At 68.8% G+C, this 21,385-nt stretch carries 18 protein-coding genes and 1 tRNA gene; 12 read left to right on the forward strand and 7 right to left on the reverse strand.

Annotation, left to right across the window (positions count from 1 at the left end; genetic code table 11):
- Nucleotides 1–132: 132 nt before the first annotated feature.
- The 6 genes from sucC to ACFYPC_RS05190 all read left to right on the forward strand — a co-directional run bounded on the left by sucC (nucleotide 133) and on the right by ACFYPC_RS05190 (nucleotide 6,462).
- Nucleotides 133–1,263: an ADP-forming succinate--CoA ligase subunit beta gene (gene sucC / locus ACFYPC_RS05165; protein ID WP_388672014.1), complete on the forward strand. Its 1,131-nt coding sequence runs from the start codon at nucleotides 133–135 to the stop codon at nucleotides 1,261–1,263.
- Nucleotides 1,264–1,274: 11 nt separating this feature from the next.
- Entirely contained in the window at nucleotides 1,275–2,174 is a 900-nt protein-coding gene (gene sucD, locus ACFYPC_RS05170; protein WP_388670959.1) for a succinate--CoA ligase subunit alpha, read from the forward strand.
- 175 nt (nucleotides 2,175–2,349) lie between these two features.
- The gene (locus tag ACFYPC_RS05175) at nucleotides 2,350–3,906 is read left to right on the forward strand and encodes an aldehyde dehydrogenase family protein (RefSeq protein WP_388670962.1); all 1,557 of its coding nucleotides are present in this window, start codon (nucleotides 2,350–2,352) and stop codon (nucleotides 3,904–3,906) included.
- A 217-nt stretch (nucleotides 3,907–4,123) separates the two neighbouring features.
- Nucleotides 4,124–4,208: transfer RNA gene (locus ACFYPC_RS05180), tRNA-Leu, on the forward strand.
- Nucleotides 4,209–4,424: 216 nt separating this feature from the next.
- Complete coding sequence (locus ACFYPC_RS05185; RefSeq protein ID WP_388670965.1) at nucleotides 4,425–5,876, forward strand: MFS transporter; 1,452 nt, start codon at nucleotides 4,425–4,427, stop codon at nucleotides 5,874–5,876.
- A gap of 4 nt (nucleotides 5,877–5,880) precedes the next feature.
- Nucleotides 5,881–6,462, forward strand: a complete 582-nt coding sequence (locus ACFYPC_RS05190; protein ID WP_388670968.1) for a TetR/AcrR family transcriptional regulator — start codon at nucleotides 5,881–5,883, stop codon at nucleotides 6,460–6,462.
- Nucleotides 6,463–6,650: 188 nt separating this feature from the next.
- Here the strand turns inward: ACFYPC_RS05190 and ACFYPC_RS05195 are convergent, their stop codons facing one another.
- A complete protein-coding gene (locus ACFYPC_RS05195) occupies nucleotides 6,651–7,436 on the reverse strand; it encodes a GntR family transcriptional regulator (protein WP_388670971.1) in 786 nt (261 codons plus the stop codon).
- A gap of 407 nt (nucleotides 7,437–7,843) precedes the next feature.
- Between ACFYPC_RS05195 and ACFYPC_RS05200 the strand changes: the two genes are divergently transcribed.
- Genes ACFYPC_RS05200 through ACFYPC_RS05215 form a run of 4 tightly spaced genes read left to right on the forward strand, consistent with a single transcriptional unit; the run spans nucleotide 7,844 to nucleotide 11,766 of the window.
- Nucleotides 7,844–8,863 (forward strand): sugar ABC transporter substrate-binding protein, encoded by a 1,020-nt coding sequence (locus tag ACFYPC_RS05200; protein WP_388670974.1) that lies wholly within the window; start codon nucleotides 7,844–7,846, stop codon nucleotides 8,861–8,863.
- Nucleotides 8,863–9,939 (forward strand): ABC transporter permease, encoded by a 1,077-nt coding sequence (locus tag ACFYPC_RS05205; protein WP_388670977.1) that lies wholly within the window; start codon nucleotides 8,863–8,865, stop codon nucleotides 9,937–9,939. Before ACFYPC_RS05200 ends, ACFYPC_RS05205 begins: the two co-directional genes overlap by 1 nt.
- A 5-nt stretch (nucleotides 9,940–9,944) precedes the next feature.
- Nucleotides 9,945–10,856, forward strand: a complete 912-nt coding sequence (locus ACFYPC_RS05210) for an ATP-binding cassette domain-containing protein (RefSeq protein ID WP_388670980.1) — start codon at nucleotides 9,945–9,947, stop codon at nucleotides 10,854–10,856.
- Nucleotide 10,857: 1 nt separating this feature from the next.
- Nucleotides 10,858–11,766, forward strand: coding sequence for a sugar phosphate isomerase/epimerase family protein (locus ACFYPC_RS05215; RefSeq protein WP_388670983.1), 909 nt, complete (start codon nucleotides 10,858–10,860; stop codon nucleotides 11,764–11,766).
- Between the two features lie 82 nt (nucleotides 11,767–11,848).
- On the opposite strand, the gene ACFYPC_RS05220 is transcribed toward ACFYPC_RS05215, so the two are convergent.
- Genes ACFYPC_RS05220 through ACFYPC_RS05230 form a run of 3 tightly spaced genes read right to left on the reverse strand, consistent with a single transcriptional unit; the run spans nucleotide 11,849 to nucleotide 14,854 of the window.
- Nucleotides 11,849–12,853 carry a Gfo/Idh/MocA family oxidoreductase gene (locus ACFYPC_RS05220; RefSeq protein ID WP_388670986.1) on the reverse strand — a complete coding sequence of 335 codons (1,005 nt, stop codon included), beginning with the start codon at nucleotides 12,851–12,853 and terminating at the stop codon, nucleotides 11,849–11,851.
- A 40-nt stretch (nucleotides 12,854–12,893) separates the two neighbouring features.
- A complete protein-coding gene (locus tag ACFYPC_RS05225) occupies nucleotides 12,894–13,670 on the reverse strand; it encodes an SDR family oxidoreductase (RefSeq protein WP_388670989.1) in 777 nt (258 codons plus the stop codon).
- Nucleotides 13,671–13,678: 8 nt separating this feature from the next.
- On the reverse strand, nucleotides 13,679–14,854 hold the full coding sequence (locus ACFYPC_RS05230; protein ID WP_388670992.1) for a phytanoyl-CoA dioxygenase family protein: 1,176 nt from the start codon (nucleotides 14,852–14,854) through the stop codon (nucleotides 13,679–13,681).
- A gap of 105 nt (nucleotides 14,855–14,959) precedes the next feature.
- Here ACFYPC_RS05230 and ACFYPC_RS05235 point away from each other — a divergent pair, with 105 nt between their 5' ends.
- Nucleotides 14,960–15,991: a LacI family DNA-binding transcriptional regulator gene (locus ACFYPC_RS05235; protein WP_388670995.1), complete on the forward strand. Its 1,032-nt coding sequence runs from the start codon at nucleotides 14,960–14,962 to the stop codon at nucleotides 15,989–15,991.
- Between the two features lie 144 nt (nucleotides 15,992–16,135).
- On the forward strand, nucleotides 16,136–17,446 hold the full coding sequence (locus tag ACFYPC_RS05240; protein WP_388670998.1) for a flavin-containing monooxygenase: 1,311 nt from the start codon (nucleotides 16,136–16,138) through the stop codon (nucleotides 17,444–17,446).
- 254 nt (nucleotides 17,447–17,700) lie between these two features.
- Here ACFYPC_RS05240 and ACFYPC_RS05245 read toward each other — a convergent pair whose 3' ends face one another.
- From ACFYPC_RS05245 to ACFYPC_RS05255, 3 genes are all read right to left on the reverse strand, one after another.
- Nucleotides 17,701–18,840, reverse strand: a complete 1,140-nt coding sequence (locus tag ACFYPC_RS05245; protein ID WP_388671001.1) for a tryptophan dimethylallyltransferase family protein — start codon at nucleotides 18,838–18,840, stop codon at nucleotides 17,701–17,703.
- A gap of 298 nt (nucleotides 18,841–19,138) precedes the next feature.
- Entirely contained in the window at nucleotides 19,139–19,558 is a 420-nt protein-coding gene (locus ACFYPC_RS05250; protein WP_388671004.1) for a hypothetical protein, read from the reverse strand.
- A gap of 474 nt (nucleotides 19,559–20,032) precedes the next feature.
- The gene (locus ACFYPC_RS05255; protein ID WP_388671007.1) at nucleotides 20,033–21,379 is read right to left on the reverse strand and encodes a cytochrome P450; all 1,347 of its coding nucleotides are present in this window, start codon (nucleotides 21,377–21,379) and stop codon (nucleotides 20,033–20,035) included.
- Nucleotides 21,380–21,385 lie beyond the last annotated feature (6 nt).

The following is a 21,385-nucleotide window of genomic DNA, read 5'->3' on the forward strand; positions in this document are numbered from 1 at the left end:
CCGGCGTCGCAGGTCCTGAGCCCCGCTCGGCACATTGCATACAGTCGACGGATACTGTATGAAGATTGTTATCCCGCATCCGATGGGTGATGTCCAGGGGGCGTGCACCACTTTTAAGACAGGAGCCTGATGATGGACCTGTACGAACACCAGGCGCGGGCACTCTTCGAAGAACACGGCATCGTGGTGCCGCGGGCAGAGGTCGCGGACTCCCCCCGGGAGGCACGCGAGATCGCCCGTCGACTGGGTGGCAATGTGGTGGTAAAGGCCCAGGTGAAGATCGGCGGGCGCGGCAAGGCGGGCGGGGTGAAAGTCGCCGCGGACCCGGCCGCAGCCGAACTGACGGCACGTCAGATCCTCGGTATGGACATCAAGGGTCACGTGGTCCGCAGCGTGATGCTGGCCCAACTGGTGGACATCGAGAGCGAGTTCTACGTCTCTTACGTCCTCGACAGAGCGGCCGGACAATTCATCGCGATTGCCTCCGCCGAGGGCGGCATGGAGATCGAAGAAGTGGCTGCCACCAGGCCAGAAGCGGTAGCGCGCATTCCGATCGACCCTGCGGAGGGCGTCACGTCCGCAAAGGCGACCGAAATTATCCAGGTAGCAGGCCTACCACCACAGGCAGTTGACGTCCTGGTTCGGCTGTGGCAGGTGCTGATCCGCGAGGACGCCGTCCTCGTCGAGGTGAACCCCCTCGTCCGTACGGCCAAGGGGCAGATCCTGGCCCTGGACGGCAAAGTCACCCTCGATGACAATGCCCGCTTCCGGCAGGCGCGTTGGGGAGAGCAGGACACCGGGCACGACGATCCGCTGGAGGCGGCGGCTGCCGCAAAGGGCCTCAACTACGTCAAGCTCGCCGGCGAGGTCGGCATCATCGGCAACGGCGCGGGGCTGGTCATGTCGACGCTCGACGTGGTCGCCGGCTGCGGCGCCCGCCCGGCCAACTTCCTCGACATCGGTGGTGGCGCCTCCGCCCAGATCATGGCCGACGGCCTGTCCGTGATCCTCTCCGATCCTGACGTGAAGTCCGTCTTCGTCAACGTCTTCGGCGGGATCACCGCCTGCGACGCGGTCGCCGACGGCATCGTGCAGGCCCTGGACACCGTCCATCTCACCAAACCGCTGGTGGTCCGCCTCGACGGCAACAACGCCGTCCGCGGCCGCGCCATCCTCGACGACCGTGCGCACCCCCTGGTGCAGCAGGCCACCACCATGGACGGCGCCGCGCGCCGTGCCGCCCAACTCGCCAACGCCGCCTGAAGGAAGTGGACATGGCCATCTTTCTCAGCAAGGAATCCAAGGTCCTCGTCCAGGGCATGACCGGCGCCGAGGGCATGAAGCACACCCGGCGGATGCTTGAGGCCGGCACCGACGTCGTCGGCGGCGTCAACCCCCGCAAGGCGGGCCGGACCGTCGACTTCGACGATCGCGCCGTACCCGTGTTCGGGTCGGTGCGGGAAGGCATCGAGGCCACCGGAGCGGACGTGAGCGTCGTCTTCGTCCCACCGGCCTTTGCCAAAGCCGCCGTACTGGAAGCCGCAGACGCCGGGATCGGACTCGCCGTCGTCATCACCGAGGGCATCCCCGTCCACGACTCCGTGGTCTTCAACGCGTACGCCGCCGCCAAGGGCACCCGCGTCATCGGCCCCAACTGTCCCGGCCTGATCAGCCCCGGCGAGTCGAACGCGGGCATCATCCCCGCCGACATCACCAAGCCCGGCCGCATCGGCCTGGTCTCCAAGTCCGGCACCCTCACCTACCAGCTCATGTACGAGCTGCGGGACATCGGCTTCTCGACCTGTGTCGGCATCGGCGGCGACCCCGTCGTCGGCACCACCCACATCGACTGCCTGGCGGCCTTCCAGGAAGACCCCGACACCGAACTGATCGTTCTCATCGGGGAGATCGGCGGCGACGCCGAAGAACGGGCGGCCACGTACATCCGTGACCACATCACCAAGCCCGTCGTCGGCTACATCGCCGGCTTCACCGCGCCCGAAGGAAAGACCATGGGGCACGCGGGCGCCATAGTCTCCGGCTCGTCGGGCACCGCCCAGGCGAAGAAGAAGGCCCTGGAGGCGGTCGGAGTGCGCGTGGGCGGCACCCCGACCGAGACGGCGCGGCTGGTACTGAACCAGCTCGAAGCGGAACGTGACGTCACTCATAGTTGACATGAGGTGACTGCTGGGTACATCCCGGACTCACTACGTTCCTCCGTTCGGACATGGCTGCCTCACAGCCACTCCGTACGTAACGCGACACCTGCTCGCGCGGGCCCGAGCTTCCTGCGGTTCGGCAGAAGCCGGCCCACCGCCCCCGACTGTGCACCGAGAGCGGAGAAATCCAATGGCAACCACCCTCAACACCACCAACCTCGTCCTGAAGGCCGGTACGTCCTGGAACGACGCCTGGCAGCGCTGCCTCCGGGTGGCGCCCGAGGCATTCCAGGACGACCGGGTTCTCAACCTCTGGGGCTCCGCCTGGCAGGCGGACGGCCGGGCGCTGCCCGCCACCAGTCCCGTCGACGGCAGCCCCATCGCGGGCCCGCCGCGCCTGGACGGCGCCACCGCCCAGCAGGCCGTGCGTGCCTCACTCGACCAGCACCGCGCCTGGCGTCATGTGCCGCTCGCGGAGCGCCGGGCCCGCGTCGCGGCGACCCTCGACGCGCTGACCGAGCACCGTGAACTGCTCGCCCTTCTGCTGGTCTGGGAGATAGGCAAGCCCTGGCGGCTCGCCCAGGCCGACGTGGACCGGGCCATCGACGGCGTGCGCTGGTACGTCGACGGCATCGAGCCCATGGTGGAGGGCCGGGTTCCACTCGACGGCCCCGTGTCCAACATCGCGAGCTGGAACTACCCGATGAGCGTGCTCGTTCACGCAATGCTGGTTCAGGCACTGGCCGGCAACGCGGTCATCGCCAAGACCCCGACCGACGGCGGCGTCGCCTGCCTCACCCTGGCCAGCGCGCTCGCCGCCCGCGAAGGGATCCCGGTCACCCTCGTCAGCGGCAGCGGACGCGAGCTGTCCGAGGCCCTCGTCCGCGCGCCCGAGATCGGCTGCGTCTCCTTCGTCGGCGGCCGTGACACGGGCGCCGCGGTGGCCACCGCCGTCGCCGACCTGGGCAAGCGCCACGTCCTGGAGCAGGAGGGGCTGAACACCTGGGGCATCTGGAACAACTCGGACTGGGACGCACTGACCGCGGTCATCCCCAAGCTCTTCGACTACGGCAAGCAGCGCTGCACCGCCTACCCGCGCTTCGTCGTCCAGCGGACCCTGTTCGACGAGTTCCTGGACGCCTACCTCCCGGCGGTCCGCACCCTGCGCATCGGCCACCCGCTCGCGGTCGAGCACCCCGACGACCCGTACCCGTCCCTCGACTTCGGCCCGGTGATCAACGCGGCCAAGGCCAAGGACCTGCACGACCAGGTCGCCGAGGCCATCGACCGGGGTGCCGTCCCGCTGCACCGTGGCAACCTGTCCGACGCGCGCTTCCTGCCGGGCCAGGACACCTCGGCGTACGTCCACCCCGTCACGATCCTCAACCCGCCCCCGTCCTCGCCGCTGCACCACGCGGAACCCTTCGGCCCGGTCGACACCATCGTCCTGGTCGACACCGAGGCCGAGCTGCTCGCCGCCATGAACGCGTCCAACGGCGCGCTGGTCGCCACCCTGTCCACGGACGACAAGTCGACGTACGACCGGCTGGCACCGCAGATCCGGGCGTTCAAGGTCGGTCACGGCAAGCCCCGCTCGCGCGGCGACCGCGACGAGCTCTTCGGCGGCTTCGGCGCGTCGTGGCGCGGCGCCTTCGTGGGCGGGGAACTGCTGGTGCGTGCGGTGACCCAGGGACCGGCGGGGGAGCGGCTGCCGGGCAACTTCCCCGACTACATCCTGATGCCGTGAGGTGAGGACGGTGCGGGCGGCGCCCATGACCGGGGCGCCGCCCGCCGGCTCCTGAGTAGTCCCCGCGTGACTCATTGTGAGGCCCCTGCGGAACCTCCACCGCGGTCCGCTCATCCGTCCCGACAGCCCGGATATGCAGGTGAAAGGCGCTCCGAAACCTTGGTATTGTTGTGCATGTCGCCGCGGGGAACACCCCCGTCCAGGTGGCAGACACCCAGTCCGGGTGGCGGAATGGCAGACGCGCTAGCTTGAGGTGCTAGTGCCCTTTAACGGGCGTGGGGGTTCAAGTCCCCCCTCGGACACACAACACATGTACAACATGGAAATCCAAGATCGTTCGGGTCGAGATTCACTTCGGCCCGGACGATTTTTTTGTGCGGACCGATACGTCATGCACGACCCCTGGTGGCCGTTCGTCCCTGCCGCGTAAGTGGACCCGCGGGACCGGTTGGAGTTACTCTCGGCCGAGTAAGTGGACCCATGGGTCCGATTGGTCCTTGTGGGTGGAGAGATACGAGATGAGTGTCGACGTGAAGAGCCCCCCGAAGGGCTCCCTACTGGTCCTGGCGCTGGCTGCCACGGCCTATGCACTCGCCCAGACGGCCGTGGTCCCGGCCATGACGGGGATGGCGGAGGCGCTGCATACCAGTTCCACGAGCGTGACGTGGGTGCTGACGGGCTATCTGGTGTCGGCGGCGATTCTGACCCCCGTGATCGGCCGGCTCGGTGACATGTTCGGCAAGCGCCGAATGCTGCTCATCGCGCTGGTGCTCTTCGGCGCCGGCGCAGTGATGGCCGCAGTGGTCAGCAACATCTGGCTCCTCGTCGTGGCCCGCGTGCTCCAGGGGGCCGGCGGAGGCATCTTCCCGCTCTGCTTCGGCATCATCAGCGACGACTTCCCGCCCCACCGCAGGCCGGGGGCGCTCGGGTTGATCTCGGCGATCGCCGGTATCGGCGCCGGCGCGGGTCTGCTGCTGGGCGGGCTGCTGATCGACCACACCTCGTACCACTGGATCTTCTGGTCCGGCGCGATCATGGCCGCGCTGGCGATTCTGGGCGTACGGACCCTGCCCGCGGGCAATCACCACGTCAGGGGCAAGGTCGACTACGCCGGTGCCGTACTGCTGGCCGTCGGTGTGACAGCTCCGCTGATCGCCCTCACCAAGACCGCCGACTGGGGCTGGACGGACGCCCGCGTCCTGGGCCTCATCGCCGTGGGTCTCCTCGTCCTGGTGTCCTTCGGCCTGTTCGAGCGGCGGATCAGCGAGCCACTCGTGGACATGTCGGTGCTGGGCCGTCCGACGGTGCTCGCCACCAATATCGCCACGGTGCTGGCCGGCTTCGCCATGTTCGGAGCCTTCGTCCTCATCCCGCAGATCGCGCAGACACCCAAGGCGTCCGGCTACGGTCTCGGCATGGACGCGACCCACGCGGGACTGCTGCTCCTGCCGGCCTGCCTGATGATGCTCGTGGCCGGAGCCGTGTGCGGGAAGCTTTCGGCGAGGTCCGGCGGTAAGGTCCCGCTCGCTCTCGGCATGCTGACGGCCGCAGGCGGTCTGGGACTGCTGGCCACCCAGCACGGCTCCGCCACCACCATCGTGATCTATTCCATGATCGTCTTCGCCGGTATCGGTCTGGCCATGGCAGCGATGCCCAACCTGATCGTGGGGGCCGTGCCGCGCTCCATGACAGGGCAGGCGACCGGGGTCAACGCCCTGATCCGCTCGCTCGGTTCGTCCATCGGCTCGCAGGTGGCCGCCACGCTCCTGGCGGGCAGCGTCACCGCCGGAATGCTGCTTCCCACGGATCACGCCTTCGGCGAGGCGTTCGCCATCGGGGCGGTCGCGGCGGCCGTCGCGGCAGCCGCGGCCCTCTTGATCCCGCGAACCGGTACCGCCCAAGCGGAGTCGGTGGCCGGCATCGCCGCGCGCCCCGCCGTGACCAGCAGTGGGGCAGGTCGGGGAGACTGACCGTATGCCGCAGCCACATCCCACCCTGCCCGTGACTCTCGACGACGACTGGTCCGCACGGCGTGCCGACGCCCGTCGCAACCACGAGAAGATCATCACTGCGGCGCTGGAGGTCTTCGCCGAGCGTGGTCTGGCGGCCACGGTGCCGGAGGTCGCAAGGCGGGCGGGAGTGGGGAAGGCCACGGTCTACCGCAGCTACGCGACGAAGGCCGACCTGATCGAGGCGGTCGCCGAGTACCAGTTGCGGTGGATGGAACACCGGATCGACCAGGCGCTGGCGGAGCCTGACGCCTACTCGGCGCTGAGCACCTTTGTGGGCGACATGGCAGAGCGGCTCGCCGCCGACCGGGTACTGGCGGACGTCGTCCCGGAGAGCTCGGAGGAGCTCAACAGCAACATCATGACCGGCATCGAAGGCCTGCTGGTCGCCGCGAAAGAACAGGGCGGGATCGGTGCGGACGTCACCATCGAGGACTTCCGGGTCCTCTTCGGTGGCTACACCCGCCAGCTGGTCGCCATGGAAATCCGCGATCCGGCTGTCTGGCGCCGCTACGGCCGGCTGACCCTCAGGGCAATCAGCACCTGAGCGGAGGCGAGCCGACACCGACCGCGTGCCTGGCCATCGTGGGATCGATGGTGCGGCCGCGGTAACCCCGATCGGGGTCACCGCGTCGATCCCCCGGACGTCCGCCGGACGCGGACCAGATGACATCCCCAGAGCCTGTGCGGGTCGGGCGAAGCTCGGCTCGCACAGCTGCTTTCAGGGCTCTTGCGTCAGTTTCTGACCAGCAGCTGGAAGTCGAACGTGTACCGGGACGCACGGTAGAGGTGCGTCCCGTACTCGACCGCACGGCCCGTGTCGTCGTACGCCGTGCGGTGCATGGTGAGCAGTGCCGCGCCCTCCTTCTCGTCGAGGCGGGCGGCCTCCTCGGGGGTGGCCGAGCGGGCGCCGATGGTCTGGCGGGCGCTGTGCAGGGTGATGCCGGCGCTGCGCATCATCCGGTACAGGCCGGTCGACTCCAAGCGGGCGGTGTCGAGTTCGAGCAGGTTCGCGGGCAGGTAGTTGCAGAGCAGGGCCATGGGCCGGCCGTGCGTGGAGCGCAGCCTCTCCAGGAGCGTGACCTCGCTGCCCTCCGCGACGCCGAGGGCGGCCGCGACATCGGCGGTCGCGGGCACGCCCTCGTTCCGCACCACCTGGGTTGAGGGGTCCTGCCCGGCCGACTCCAGGTCGTCGTAGAGACTGCTCAGCTCCAGTGGCCGTTTGACCTGGCTGTGCAGCACCTGCGTGCCGACCCCACGGCGGCGCACCAACAGGCCCTTGTCGACGAGGGACTGGATCGCCTGGCGGACCGTGGGCCGGGACAGGCCAAGGCGTACGGAGAGGTCGACCTCGTTGCCCAGGAGGTTTCCCGGCGCGAGGGATCCCTGCTCGATCGCCGCCTCCAGTTGCTGCGCGAGTTGGTAGTACAAGGGCACCGGACTGCTGCGGTTCAGGGCGAAGTTCACGGCGTCGAGCGCGGGGGCGGTCACGGCACGGGAGCGGTCACGGATCGCGGCCACGGGCACCTCCTCTCGGGTCGTCGAACGGGGGTCAGGAGTGGCTGGGGAAGCCGAGGTTGATACCGGCGTCGGACGGGTCCGGCCGGCGTGTGGTGATCACCTTGCCGCGGGTGTAGAAAGCGACGCCGTCGGTGCCGTACACATGCAGGTCACCGAAGAGGGAAAGGCACCTACCAGGTGTAGGTCGCGGAGGGGGGCACTGTCAATACTTTGTACTTACATTCGGACCTGATTGTGAAATGATGTCTTAACAAAGTATTGACAGCGGGCGCACCCAGGGATTGGATTCCGTCCCAACACGACAGCCGCTTCTCACGGCGCGAAGACCCGGATCTGCGCAGATCCGGGCCCCGGATCCTTGTGATCTCTGCTCCCTTTCCCCCGTAGCACAGTGAGGTGCAGGAAAGATGGACCGCTCTTCTCAGACCCGCTCCCGCAGAATGGCCCCCTTCGTAGCCGTGGCCGCGGCAGCGGCCCTGACCCTCGCTGGTTGCTCCAGCAGTTCGGGCGGCAAGAAGTCCGAGGAGAGCGCCGACGGCGCCTCCGCGGGTCAGGCCACCACTCCGCGTATGACGGTCGCCCTGGTCACGCACCAGGCGCCCGGCGACACGTTCTGGGACATCGTCCGCAAGGGTGCCGAAGCCGCCGCCGCCAAGGACAACATCAAGCTCATCTACTCGGCCGACCCGAACGCGGGCAACCAGGCCAACCTCGTCCAGAACGCCATCGACCAGAAGGTCGACGGCATCGCCATCACCCTCGCCAAGCCCGACGCGATGAAGGACGTCCTGGGCAAGGCAAAGTCCGCGAACATACCCGTGGTCGGCCTCAACTCCGGTGTCAGCGACTGGAAGAGCCTCGGCCTGCTGGAGTTCTTCGGCCAGGACGAGACCGTGGCCGGCGAGGCGCTCGGCAACAAACTGAACTCGGAAGGCGCCAAGAAGGTCGTCTGTGTCATCCAGGAACAGGGCAACATCGGCCTGACCCAGCGCTGCGACGGGGTGAAGAAGACCTTCAGCGGAACCACCGAGACGCTGAACGTCAACGGCACCGACATGCCGTCGGTGAAGTCGACGATCACCGCCAAGCTCACGCAGGACAAGGCCATCGACTACGTGGTCACGCTCGGCGCCCCGTTCGCGCTGACCGCCGTGCAGTCGGTGTCCGACGCGGGCAGTCAGGCGAAGATCGCCACCTTCGACCTCAACAAGGACCTGACGAGCGCCATCAGCGCGGGGACCATCCAGTTCGCGGTGGACCAGCAGCCCTACCTCCAGGGCTACTTGGCCGTGGACTCCCTGTGGCTCTACAAGAACAACGGCAACTACAGCGGCGGCGGTGAGCAGCCCGTGCTGACCGGCCCCGCCTTCGTCGACAAGACCAACGTCGACAGCGTCGCCAAGTTCGCCGCCAATGGAACCCGGTGATGGGCATGACCCGGCATGCCGAGCCGGCGGTGACCACACCGCCGGCCTCCGGCCCGCAGCGGACCGACGGCCGGACCGCTCAACGCCCTCTGGCTCTGCGGCTGTTGGCCCGCCCCGAGGTCGGTGTGTTCCTGGGCGCCGCCGCGGTCTACGTGTTCTTCCTGATCTCGGCGCCACCGGTGCGCGAGGCCAGTTCCATGGCGAACGTCCTGTACCAGTCGTCGACGATCGGCATCATGGCGCTGCCGGTGGCCCTGCTGATGATCGGCGGGGAGTTCGACCTGTCGGCCGGCGTCGCGGTGATCACCTCCGCGCTCACCGCGAGCATGCTCAGCTACCAACTGACCATGAACGTATGGGTCGGTGTGATCGCCGCGCTGGTCGTGTCGCTGGGGATCGGCTTCCTCAACGGCTGGCTGGTGGTCAAGACCGGACTGCCCAGCTTTCTGGTCACCCTGGGCAGCTTCCTGATCCTGCAGGGCGTCAACCTGGCGGTCACCAAGCTGGTCACCGGCAACGTGGCGACCGACGACATCAGCACCATGGACGGCTTCGACCAGGCCAAGAAGGTCTTCGCGTCGAGCTTCGACATCGGCGGCGTCCAGGTGAAGATCACGATCTTCTGGTGGCTGGTCTTCGCAGCCATCGCCACCTGGGTGCTGCTGCGCACCAAGTACGGCAACTGGGTCTTCGCGGTCGGCGGCAACAAGGAGTCGGCGCGGGCCGTCGGTGTGCCGGTGGCCTTCACCAAGATCTCGCTGTTCATGCTGGTCGGCTTCGGAGCCTGGTTCATCGGCATGCACCAGCTGTTCTCCTTCAACACCGTGCAGTCGGGCGAGGGAGTCGGCCAGGAGCTGATCTACATCTCCGCGGCGGTGATCGGCGGCTGTCTGCTGACCGGCGGCGCGGGCTCCGCGATCGGCCCGGTCTTCGGCGCGTTCATGTTCGGCATGGTGCAGCAGGGCATCGTCTACGCCGGCTGGAACCCCGACTGGTTCAAGGCGTTCCTCGGCGTGATGCTGCTCGGCGCCGTCCTGATCAATCTGTGGGTCCAGCGCACAGCGACCCGGAGGTGACCCCTATGGCAAGCAACGGAACCGGCGCTCACGGCGCCATCCTCAAGGACACTGCTCCCGAGGGCGAAACCGCCCTTGTGGAGCTGCGCAGCGCCGGCAAGTCGTACGGCAACATCCGCGCCCTGCACGGCGTCGACCTCACCGTCCGCCCCAGCCAGGTCACCTGTGTGCTGGGCGACAACGGCGCAGGCAAGTCCACCCTCATCAAGATCATCTCCGGCCTGCACCAGCACACCGAGGGTGAGTTCCTCGTCGACGGCGAACCGGTGCACCTCTCCACCCCGCGCCAGGCCCTCGACCGCGGCATCGCCGCCGTCTACCAGGACCTGGCCACCGTTCCGTTGATGCCGGTGTGGCGGAACTTCTTCCTCGGCTCCGAGATGACCAGGGGCCCCTGGCCCGTCCGCCGCCTCGACATCGAGCGGATGAAGAAGACCGCGGACGAAGAGCTCCGCAACATGGGCATCGTCCTGGACGATCTGGAACAGCCCATCGGCACGCTCTCCGGCGGTCAGCGCCAGTGCGTCGCCATCGCCCGCGCCGTCTACTTCGGCGCCCGCGTGCTGATCCTGGACGAGCCGACGGCCGCCCTGGGCGTCAAGCAGTCGGGTGTCGTCCTGAAGTACATCGCCGCGGCCCGCGACCGCGGTCTCGGCGTCATCTTCATCACTCACAACCCGCACCACGCCTACATGGTCGGCGACCACTTCAGCGTGCTGCGTCTCGGCACCCTCGAACTCAGCGCGCAGCGCGACGAGATCACCCTCGACGAGCTCACCAACCACATGGCAGGCGGCACCGAACTCGTGGCCCTCAAGAACGAGTTGGCCCAGGTCCGGGGTGTCGACGTGGAGGGGCTCCCCGAGGAGAGGGACCTGAAGGCTCCGGTGACCGCTTCGACCGAAGGGACCTCCTGACATGCCCGACCGTCCCCTTCTGGACCGCATCCGGGTCGGCTCCGCCCCCGACTCCTGGGGTGTCTGGTTCCCCGACGACCCCCGACAGGTGCCGTGGCAGCGGTTCCTGGACGAGGTCGCCGAGGCCGGTTACTCCTGGATCGAGCTGGGCCCGTACGGCTATCTGCCCACCGACCCGGCCAAGCTCACCGACGAGATCGCCCGGCGCGACCTGAAGGTCTCCGCGGGCACGGTCTTCACCGGCCTGCACCGTGGTCCCGCCGTCTGGGACTCCACCTGGGAGCACGTCAGCCAAGTGGCCGCGCTCACCGAGGCGCTGGGCGCCGAGCACCTCGTCGTCATCCCCTCCTTCTGGCGGGACGACAAGACCGCCGAGATCCTGGAGCCACCGGAGCTGACCGGCACCCAGTGGGCCCACCTCACCAAGGGCATGGAACGCCTCGGGCACGAGGTCAAGGAGACGTACGGCCTCGACATCGTCGTGCATCCGCACTCCGACACCCACATCGACACCGAGGACCACGTCGAACGCTTCCTCGACTCGACCGACTCCGAACTGGTCAACCTCTGCCTGGACACCGGGCACTTCGCCTACTGCGGCGGCGACAGCGTCAAGCTGATCGAGACGTACGGCGAACGCATCGGCTATCTCCACCTCAAGCAGGTCGACCCGGAGATCCTGGCGGACGTACGGGCGAACGAGGTGCCGTTCGGGCCGGCCGTGGCGCGCGGAGTGATGTGCGAACCGCCGTCCGGCGTACCGGAGCTGGAGCCGGTGCTGATCGCGGCGCAGCGGCTGGGCGTGGAGCTGTTCGCGATCGTCGAGCAGGACATGTATCCGTGCGAGCCGGACAGGCCGTTCCCCATAGCGGAGCGTACCCGCAAGTTCCTGCGCTCCTGCTGTGCCTGACGGCTCGTCAGGCGGACGACGACGGCGCCGCGTACACCCGGGCCGGTGTACGCGGCGCTGCGCGCCAGTGACATGAGCCCGCTCAGGCCTGCCGTACCTCCTGGAGCGTGACGGGGCGGTGCTCGTGCAGGGAGAGTGTGCACGCGTCGGCGATCCAGCCGGCCTCCAACGCGTCGGCGACCGTGCACGGTGAGGGTCGGGTGCCGGACACGACCTCGGTGAACGCGGTGAGTTCGGCCCGGTAGGCGGCCCCGAAGCGGTCCATGAAGAAGTCGTACGGCGTGCCGGCCGGGAAGGTCACGCCGGGCTCGACCGAGCGCAGCGGGAGCCTGTCCTCCAGCCCGACGGCGATGGTGTCCCTGAAGCCGTGGATCTCCATGCGGACGTCGTGACCACGGCCGTTGTGGCGGGAGTTGGAGACCACCGCGACGGTTCCGTCGTCCAGGGTGAGGATCGCGCCGGTGGTGTCGGCGTCGCCCGCCTCCTTGATGTACTCGGCGCCCCGGTTGCCGCCGACCGCGTACACCTCGGTCACCTCGTGGCCGGTCACCCAGCGGATGATGTCGAAGTCGTGCACGCTGCAGTCCCGGAAGATGCCCCCGGAGGCGGCGACGTACGCGGCCGGCGGCGGCGCCGGGTCCAGCGTGGTCGACCGTACGGTGTGCAGCTTGCCAAGTTCGCCGGAGCGGACGGCGGCTCGCGCCGCGACGAAGCCGGCGTCGAAGCGGCGGTTGTAGCCGATCTGGATCGGCACCTCGCTGCCCTGGACGGCCTTGAGCACCTCGACGCCCTCGCGCATGGTCCTGGCGACGGGCTTCTCGCAGAAGACGGGAATGCCCGCCTCGACGGCGGCGAGGATCAGGCCAGGGTGGGCGTCCGTCGCCGCGGCGATCACGACACCGTCCACCCCTGCGGCCAGCACGGCCTCGGGGGAGTCCGCGACCTCGGCGCCGAACCGCTCGGCGGCCTTCTTCGCGGCCTCCGCGAAGGGGTCGGCCACCACGAGGGACTCGACCGCGTCGAGTCCGGAGAGGGTTTCGGCGTGGAAGGCTCCGATGCGGCCGAGGCCGAGGATTCCGATGCGCATGGGTTCTTGCTCCTTGGGAGGTGCGGGCTTTACAAGGGGGTCAGTCGAGTCCGCCGAGGACGTTCTGGTCCCAGTCGATGACCGAACCGGTGACCACCCCGGACCGGTCGGACAGCAGGAACACCACGAAGTCGGCGATCTCGTCGGGCCGGCCGAGCTTGCCCATCGGGAGGCGTTCGGCGGCCTGTTCGAGCCAGTCGTCGCCGGCGCCGTGGAAGGCCCGCTGGGTCGCGTCCTCGCCCTCGGTCGCGGTCCAGCCGATGTTCAGCCCGTTGATCCGGACTCGGTCGAAGCGGTGCGCGTGCGCGGCGTTGCGGGTCAGACCGATCAGCCCGGCCTTCGCGGCGACGTACGGCGCCAGGAAGGGCTGCCCGCCGTGCGCCGATGACGTGATGATGTTGACGACCGTGCCGGGCGCCTTGCGCTCCACCATGTCCGCGACCACCGCCTGCATCGCGAAGAACGGCGCCTTCAGGTTGATCGCGATGTGCTGGTCGAACAGCTCGGGCGTGGTGTCGAGCAGCGTGCCGCGCGAGGTGAGCCCGGCGGAGTTGACCAGGCAGTCCACCCGGCCGTGCGCGGCGATCACCTCGGCCGCGGACGCTTTCGCCTGCTCGGCGTCCGACAGGTCGGCGCGTACGAACATCGCCCTGCCGCCCGCCGCGGTCAGCTCGGCCACCAGAGCCTCACCGGGCTCGCGGCGGCGACCGGTGACGGCCACCGCCGCGCCCTCGCGCACCGCGGCACGGGCGATCGCGGCGCCCACACCCTGGCTGCCGCCGTTGACGAGGACGACCTTGTCGTCGAGAAGTCCCATGGGGTTCCTCAGCTCTCGCGTCGCTCAGTACCGGCCCGCAGCTCCTCGCGGAGCGCTTGGGGGGTCCATCCCTCGCGCACCGCTCGGCGTACGACGTCCGCCTGCGAGGGCGGGGCCAGGCCGTCCACCGGCGGGTCGCTGTCGAGGCTGGTGGGGAACGGGTAGCCCTCCGCGCAGGCCGCGATCACCGTGTCCAGCCACTCCTCGCCCGCGCCCTCGGCCTTGCGCTTCAGCAGCACGGGAAAGACCGCGTTGGTCACCGCCTCGCGGTCCACCGTCTCCATCGCCCGCCCGAACGCGGAGGACACCTGGAGCAGGTTGGCCATGCGACGGACGTCCGCCGTGCGGTTGGTGCCCGCCGCGTGGAAGAGCGCGGGGTTGAAGAAGGCGGCATCGCCCTTGGCGAGGGGGAGTTGGATGTGGTGGGCCTCGAAGTAGGCCTGGAACTGCGGGAGTCGCCAGGCCAGGTAGCCCGGCTCGTACTTCTGGGAGTGCGGCAGGTACATCGTCGGGCCCGACTCGACCGGCATGTCGCAGTGCGCGACCGCCCCTTGGAGCGTGAGCACGGGGGAGAGGCGGTGCACGTGCGCCGGGTAGCCGGCGGCGACCTCGTTGGTGAGGAAGCCGAGGTGGTAGTCGCGGTGCACGGTCTGCGCCGCGCCGCCCGGGTGGACCACGTTGACCTGCGAGGTGACCTGGTAGCCGGGACCGAGCCAGGCGGTGGACACCAGGGCCAGGATGTCGTTCGCGTAGTAGTCGGCGAACGCCTCCGGGTCGTGGAGGGCGGCCTTCTCCAGGGCGTTCCACAGCCGGTCGTTGGCCCCCGGCGTGGCGAAGTGGTCCCCTGCGCCCGCGCCCGAGGCGCGCTGCCCGGCGATCAGGGCGTCGAACACGGCGGTCGTACGGTCGACGACCGAGGTGTCCGGGAAGGTGCCCTGGAGGACCACGATGCCGGGCCCCTCGGCGAAGGCCCGGACCAGTTCGGCCTGGACCTCGCGGCGCTCGCCGGCGGCCACGGACTTGCGCAGCCGGTCACAGTCGTAGACGAGGACGTTCCGCTGTACGGAGGAGGCGTACGGAAAGTCCGCGAGGTCGGTCGGCCGCTCGACCAGCGCACGGAAGGCGTCGAGGTCGCAGTCCTGCTCGGAGAGCCAGGGGCGGCGTTCAGCGGAAGTGAAGGACATCGTCGTCCCCTCGGGATGGACCGGTGCGGCTCTGTCATTCTTGTCATGACAAACCCTTCGAACAACCAGCAGGAACCCATCAAAAACCCCTCAGGGAGCCGTCGCATGGGCCACCCCTTCCCGATCCGGGAAATCGCACGTCAGGCAGGTCTGAGCGAGGCCACCGTGGACAGGGTCCTGAACGGCCGGGGCGGGGTGCGGGACAGCACCGTGCGTGAGGTCCGGCTGGCCATCGCCGATCTGGACCGGCAGCGCACCCAGGTCCGGCTGGTCGGCCGTACGTTCATGATCGACATCGTGATGCAGGCACCGGAGCGGTTCTCCACCGCTGTACGGGCCGCCCTGGAGGCCGAGCTGCCCGACCTGCACCCGGCGGTCGTGCGCTCACGTTTCCACTTCCGCGAGACCGGGCCGGTGGAGGAACTGGTCAGGACGCTGGACCGGATCGCGCGGCGCGGCTCGCAGGGGGTGATTCTCAAGGCCCCGGACGTACCGGAGGTGACCGCCGCCGTCGGCCGGCTCGTCGCCGCCGGCATACCTGTGGTCACCCTGGTCACCGACCTGCCCACGAGCGCCCGGCTCGCCTACGTCGGCATCGACAACAGGGCGGCGGGCGCGACGGCCGCCTACCTCATGGGCCAGTGGCTCGGCGACCGGCCCGGCAATGTGCTGACCAGCCTCAGCAGCGGCTTCTTCCGCAACGAGGAGGAGCGCGAGATGGGCTTCCGGGGCGCGATGCGCGCCTGGCACCCGGAGCGGACCCTCGTCGAGATCGCCGAGGGGCAGGGCCTGGACGCCACCGAGTACGACCTCGTGCGGGCCGCGCTCGATCGCGACCCGGACATCCGGGCGGTCTACTCGATCGGCGGCGGGAACATCGCGACGCTGCGCGCCTTCGCGGACATGGGCCGCGAGTGCGCCGTGTTCATCGCCCACGACCTCGACCACGACAACACCCGGCTGCTGCGCGAACACCGCCTCTCGGCCGTGCTCCACCACGACCTGCGCCAGGACATGCGCGAGGCCTGCCGTCTCGTCATGCGGGCCCACGACGCCCTGCCGCCCGCCGGTCCGACCCCGCCGTCCGCGATCCAGGTCGTCACGCCCTACAACATGCCTACGACACCGGCACGTTGACCGCCGAGTGGCTCTGCCGTGTCCGGGTTCTGCTCGGCGTGGGCCGACTTTCGCCGTCAGTGGCTCCTTTTCGTCGGTGTGGGGCTCTGGGCAGTTGGGCATTCATGTCATCTGGTGGGAGGGAAGTGTCCTGTGGGGGTAGACGTGACTGTGTGCGTGATCGGTGCGGGTTTGTCAGGTCTGGCGACCGTGCACGCTCTTTCGGCCAGGGGCGTTGATTTCGTCTGCCTCGAGAAGGCACCGGACGTCGGAGGGATCTGGCGTCAGCCGCAGGCGGGGGAACGGGGGCCGGGATATCTGCCGCTGCACCTCAACACCGCAAAGCAGCTCACCGGTTACACCGGGTTCCCGATGCCCGATTCCTTTCCGCTCTACCCCCGGCACAGCGACGTCGCCGCCTATCTGCGTTCCTACGCGGAGTGGGCCGACGTACTGTCACGTATCGAACTGCGCACCGAAGTGGAGTCTGTCCGCCAGGATCCCGACGGCGTATGGACGGTCGTCAGCCGGGATGCGGGCGGAGTATCGGCATTGCGGCGGTTCGAGCATGTGATCGTCGCCTCGGGGCACAACACGAATCCGGCCTTCCCGGACCCGCTGCCGCCCGGATCCCAGTCGTACGACGGAACGATTCTGCACTCGATCGACTATCGCGACGGCAGCGACTTCCAGGGGAAACGCGTCATCGTCGTGGGGCTCGGCGCGTCGGGGGTGGACATCGCGGCGGACGTGTCCCGGCACGCCTCACGGACGGTGCTCTCGGTGCGCCGCGGGCTCCACATCGTTCCCAAGCAGCTCTACGGCCTGTCGCTCGACGAGATAGCCAATGCCCCGTGGTGGAACCGGATGTCCTTTCCCGAGCAGCGCCACTTCGTCGAGCAGTCACTGCTCGTCGCGCGGGGGAGGCTGACCGACTACGGCCTTCCCGAGCCCGACCACCGGATCTTCTCCTCGGCCGTCACCATCTCGGACGAGATCCTCAGCCGAATACGTCATGGCGCGGTGATCCCCAGACCGGCGATCGAGTCCCTGGCGGGAAGCCGGGTTCTCTTCACAGACGGAAGCTCCGAAGAGGCCGACGCGATCGTCTACTGCACCGGGTACCGCATGGCCTTCCCATTCCTTCCCGATGGATGGCCGACGGGCGCGAAGGGGATGGTCGGGCTGTACAAGCGGGTTGTCGCACCCGATCACCCAGGCCTGCACTTCGTCGGTCTGGTCCGCCCCGTCGGAGCGATCACGCGCATCGTGGAGGCACAGGCGCGGTGGGTCGCGCGGATCGTCGACGGCGACGTGTTCCTGCCGTCCGCGGAGGTCATGCACAGGGAGATCAGCGCCTATCTACGAGGCGTCGCCGACCGCTATGGGGAAGCAGAGGGCTCCTCCATCCAGGTCGACGTCGTGCCGTATCTCCAGGAGCTGCGCGAGGAGCAGGACGACTCGTACGCCGCATAGTCACCCAGGGGGTCGTTCGGACCCCTCGGGTCCGCGACGCCTGGCACGGCGCCCTTCTCCGATTTGTCGCATCACCTGAGTGCGCCCAGGCAAGCGGGTCATCCTCCGTCTCGCGACGCACCCCACCATGCGCCGCGGTCTGTCCGAGGCGGTCCGAGGCGGTCCGAACGAAGACTCCTGGACGAAGCTCCTGCCGGACGGCTTGCTCTGGGAGGTGAGCCGTCCGGCAGGAGCTTCGCGGGCTGCGGAGTACGTCAGTGCACCGTTTCGCCCTGATGGGCCGGCACGGCGACGGGCGGCCGGACCGCGTAGGCCTCCGAGGAGATGTACGTGGTCACCCGTGGTGGCCGACCGTGCTGGTGGGTGAGCGCGAGATAGGCGATGAGCCCCACACCGTCCCGTGGCCGGCGTGTGGTGACGGCGGCCAGTGACCCGAGGAGCGGCGAGGGATCCATGCCGTGGCGGCGCAGCACCGTCACCGCCCGGGCGAGAGCCTCCCCGTCGTGCCGGACGTAGTCCCGGATCGGGACGTGCAGGGTGAAGCCGCTCGGCAGGCCGGTCGTCGCCTCGGTGAACGCGTGACAGGACAGGACAGGCCGGCCACGGAGGCGCACGTCCGGCCCGTCACCGGGTTTGAGCCCGGCTGCGGTGCGGAAGAAGCCCTGGACCTCCGCGGATCCGGGGCCCGGGCTCGTCCGGGGCAGGCGGCCGGCCTCCTCTTCCGACAGGTCGTCGTGCCGGAGGTAGACCTTCACCCGGGGTGTGTCCCAGTCGCCCAGGTCCAGGGCGAGGAACGGGTAGCCGTCCGCCTGCGGCAGGTTCGCGAACGCCTGCTTGTGGCCGAGTCGGCGCAGCGCCTCCCGGACTGTCCCGGCGGAGCGTTCCTGTCCGGACGCCGCGGGGTTCAGGTACACCTTCACCTTGGGCACACCGCCGGGGCGCAGCTCCAGCGCGCACCACAGCGCGAAGGGGCCCTCGGGGGAGGAGGGGAAGAACAGGTCTTCCAACTTGTCGAGTTGGCCGGTTGAGAAGTCCCAGCGCTGCGCCATCTCGCGGATGACGTCCAGTCCCGTGCGCCCGGTCTGCCGCAGACCGCCTGCACCGCATCCCGGTTCCAGTAACAGGCGCAGTGACGGGGCCTTTCCCGGCAGGAAGGACAGCGAGAACTCCACCGGCGTGTGGTCGTCGGAGAGAAAGCTGTCGAAGGGCGGCGGCCGGTCAAGTGGGCGCTCGGCCAGGGGACCCAGCGTATCGATGAGTACATGCGCGTAGATCTCGGCGTCGGGCGCCTCCAGGCCCGCGACGTCGCAGAGCTGCACCAACTGCCCCGCCGTGAATCCGCCGAGCGCCGGTGCGCTCGAATCGCTCCGGTGGCCGGGCCGGGCGGCGGTCACTGTTCGTCTCGCTGTACACCGCGGCGCACAGGAAAATACCCGCCTGCGGGGGCGGGTATCTTGCCTTGCTGTCCATGACGTTGGGCCGTGATCGCGGCACTGGTACGTATGTGGTACACGACACCACCTATGTCTCGTAGCAACTCAACTGCCGCGTTGGTCACTACCCGTGAGGTTGAACTGTCATGCAGTCATGGGGATTTGACGGTTGTCGTGTACATCACCTTGTCATCCGGGGCAGGAACTGCTTCCACTCGCGTTCGCGTGTCGTCTTCGGTTCCGCCCCGCCCGTCGAGGACTACAGCTGGGCCTCGGCGAAGCCGGCCAGGAGGACGATGAAGCCGCCGATCTCACCGACGATCAGCGCGGCCAGCATGAAACGCATGCTGTGCGGTGCGTTGCGCATCTGGTTGTCGGTCTCGCCCTGCCATCCGAGCCGGACATAGTTCGTGATCGTCACGATGAACAGCAGGATTATCGCCGCGGCTGCGCTGCCGTTCACCGCGGACGGCCAGCCCGACAGCTGGACGAACGCAGAGATGAGCCCCGTCGCGAACGAGTACAGCAGTGCGGATCTGTGGGCGATGTCGACGTACGGGTGCGCCGCGCCGTTCGCCGAGGTGGTCATCTGCTGCCATTTCCAGACCCCGAGAACCAAGGCCCACACAAAGATGAGCCCGGCGAAGAACAGCACCCAGGCTGCTTCTGTGCGAATCACGTCGTACCTCCGAAAGAAATGCGCGGAACGAGAGGCCGCGCCCCTCGACTTCGCCGTGGTGGGACAGCATCTCGACCTGCGTCAGCAGTGGTTGCGGTCGGGCTGATCTCCTGCGCTTGCGCGCGGTGCCTTCGCCGGTCGTCGCCGACCGGTCCGGCTCGGGCCCCCCGGGCTGTGGCGGCAGCCACCGCGGCACCGGGAGGGGAACGCAAGAAGGTACCCGCCTGCTCGGGCGGGTACCTTGACTGCCTGCTTGTGCGGTGGGGCTCCCGGGACCGGTCTGTCCGCACGCTCCCTGGCCAGGTGTGACCGGGGGCGGAGCAGCGCGGTGGGGTGCTGGATCAGAGCGGTGCCGGCAGGTATGTGAGACACCGCGCGCACCCCTTGCTTCATCACCGGCACCGACACCGCGTGCTCACTACCCCCGCGGCTGATGCTTCATGCGGTCATGGGAGTTGACGGGAGCCGGGTGCGTCACCCCCGCAGCCAGGACAGGAACCCGCTCCACCCTGAGCGTTCCGGCTTGCGGGCAGCGGCGGCGTCATTGTCGCGCGCCGGCGCCTCCGTTCGGGACGGTGCGGTCGCCTGCCGCACGGGCTGAACCGGGGTGAAACGGGTGGGCAGTGTGGCCAGCGCCCGGTTGAAGGGGCCGGGACGCCAGGTCAGGCTGTCCTCCGGCACGGTGAGCTGGGTGTCGGGCAGCCGGTTGAGCAGGTTCTCGATGGCGGTGACCGTGATGTGCATGGCGGGGTCCTTGGACGGGCACGCGTGCGGGCCCGCGCTCCACGCCAAGTGGGCCCGGCTGCTGCCGGCCTGACGCGCGGCCGAGAGCGCCGGACCGGTGTTGGCGGCCGCGTAACTCACCAGGACCAGGTCCCCTGCCGCCAGCTTCCCTCCGCCGAACTCCACGTCGTACGCCGGGTAGTGCGGCGCGTAGTTCGACATGGGCGGGTTCTCCCACAGCGTGTCCTCGAGGGCTTCCCCGATCAGCCCGCCGTCGTGCGCGTACTTGTCGTGGGTGAGGAGCCGGTGCAGGGTGTTGCCGATGAGGTTCCGCAGCGGTTCGGCTCCCGCTCCCAGGAGCAGGGCCAGCTGATAGACCATCTCCTCGTCGGTCAGCCGCGCCTCGTGCTGCATCAGCCACGACGTGACGTCGTCACCGGGCTTGGCCCGCTTGAGCGCCACCAGTTCGCCCACGGCCTGGAAGAACACCTCGGCCGCCTTCTCGGCGTTGACGCCGTCGAACATGCCGGAGATGCCGAAAAGAACCCGGTCGCCGATCTCCGCGGGGCAGCCGAAGAGCTCGTTGAACACGAACAGCGGCAGCTGCTTGGCGTAGTCGCTGACCAGGTCGGCCGAACCACGGGTGCTGAACTGGGAGATGAGGTAGTCCGACACCTGCCCGGTGCTCCGGGTCAGCCGTCGGGAGTCCACCCGCGCCATGCTGTCTGTGATCGCCTGGCGCAGCCGCAGATGCTCGGCGCCGTCACTGAACATGCAGTTGGGCCGGTACGCCAACAGCGGCAGGACCGGGCTGTCCGAGCCGATCTTGCCCTCGTTGAAGTCCCGCCACCGGCGAGCGTCCTTACGGAACGAGCCTGAGTCCTGCAGTAGTTGCAGTGCTGACGCGTAGTCGGTGACGAGAGTCGCCTCCACGCCCGGAGCGAGTTCCACGGGTGCGGTCGGTCCGTAGTGGCGCATGAACTCGTAGTACGCCTGCGGATCTGCCGCGAACTCCGGCCCGTACAGCGGCACACGGCCGCCGGAGTTGTGGGCCGGGCATCCGGGCGGGGGCACGGGTGCGGCGGATTGAGCGTCCATCTCTGC

The sequence above is a fragment of the Streptomyces sp. NPDC005808 genome (assembly GCF_042871385.1).
Classification (GTDB): domain Bacteria; phylum Actinomycetota; class Actinomycetes; order Streptomycetales; family Streptomycetaceae; genus Streptomyces.